This window comes from Micromonospora sp. NPDC049891 (assembly GCF_040660295.1).
GTDB lineage: Bacteria > Actinomycetota > Actinomycetes > Mycobacteriales > Micromonosporaceae > Micromonospora.
In genome coordinates this window covers 1-1,201 of record NZ_JBFAML010000086.1, presented here as the reverse complement: position 1 = coordinate 1,201, position 1,201 = coordinate 1, and the positions used below count along the sequence as shown (strand labels likewise).

The 1,201-nt window shown below is 70.7% G+C and carries 1 pseudogene; it reads left to right on the top strand.

From position 1 onward, the window contains the following. Window positions 1–402 precede the first annotated feature (402 nt). Window positions 403–1,201: pseudogene (locus tag AB0I71_RS32585) on the top strand (hypothetical protein); the annotation flags it as partial.

Sequence of the window (1,201 nt, the reverse complement as noted above, 5' to 3'; positions counted from 1 at the left end):
ACCGAGTACGGGACGGATGGTTGGGAGGCCCGCCTGGCGGCGTTCCTCACCGACGCGGCGGCCCGCAGGGCGGGGGGTGCTGCCTGACCTCGCGGTTGGGTGATCACTCAGCGTAACGTCGGTGAAGACATGATCAGGTCGCATCCCGCCTAGCGGGGGGCGATGGTTACACCCTTTCCCGACCTGCCGGGGCGGGCCGCTAACGCGGATGAACGGACCCGCCCGGCCCGGCTAGTTGGGCGCTGTGCACGGAGCACCGCTGGCGGCAGATGACCCGGTAGGCGGGCTCCCGTTGAGCGCTGGCACCTGATCGGCCCCCGGATGTAGGGGCACGGCAGGCGGCAGGCGCTCCGGGATGGCTCGCGGCACACCTCGATCAACTTCTCCCACGAGGTGTGAAACATGCAAACACTGGACGAACTCATCCGCGACGGTGAGGCCAAGCGCGCCGAGGCCGTCGAGCGGCGCGAACGGGCGAGGACCGACGCCAGGCTGATCCTCGCCCGCGCCGAGCGGGACGGCCGCACCCACCTGACGGTGGAGGAGGACGCCAAGCTCGAAGCGCGGGCGGCTGCCCGCGCGAAGGCCGACGCCGACATCAAGGACATCGACGCGGCGCTGGTCCACGCCTACGAAGCCCGCAAGGCCGAGCAGCAGATTGAGGCCGACCAGCGGACGACGTACCGCACCGCCGCGCAGCCGGTACGCCGCGCCGCCTACGACGGGGTAGCCCGCATCGGCGCGGAGGAGCGCACCTACAACCCGGGCAGCGACCGCACCGGCTCCCAGTTCGTGCGCGATGTCGCCCGCCAGTTCCTCTTCAACGACCCCGGTGCGCAGCAGCGCCTCGCCCGCCACATCCAGGAGGAGCGCGTCGAGCGCGGTGCGATCCTGGAGCAGCGGGCGGTCGGTACGGGCGCGTTCGGCGGCCTCGTCGTCCCGCAATACCTCACCGACCTGTATGCGCCGGCTATCGCCAACATGCGCCCGCTGGCGAATGTCGCGAACACGCATCCGCTGCCCGCCGACGGTATGCAGGTCAACATCTCCCGGATCACCACCGCCACCGGGGTAGCCCTCCAGGCGTCGGAGAACACCGCCGTCCAGGAGACCAACGCCGATGACACCCTGCTGACGATCAATGTGCAGACCGCCGCCGGTCAGCAGACGATCTCCCGGCAGGCCGTCGAACGCGGCACCG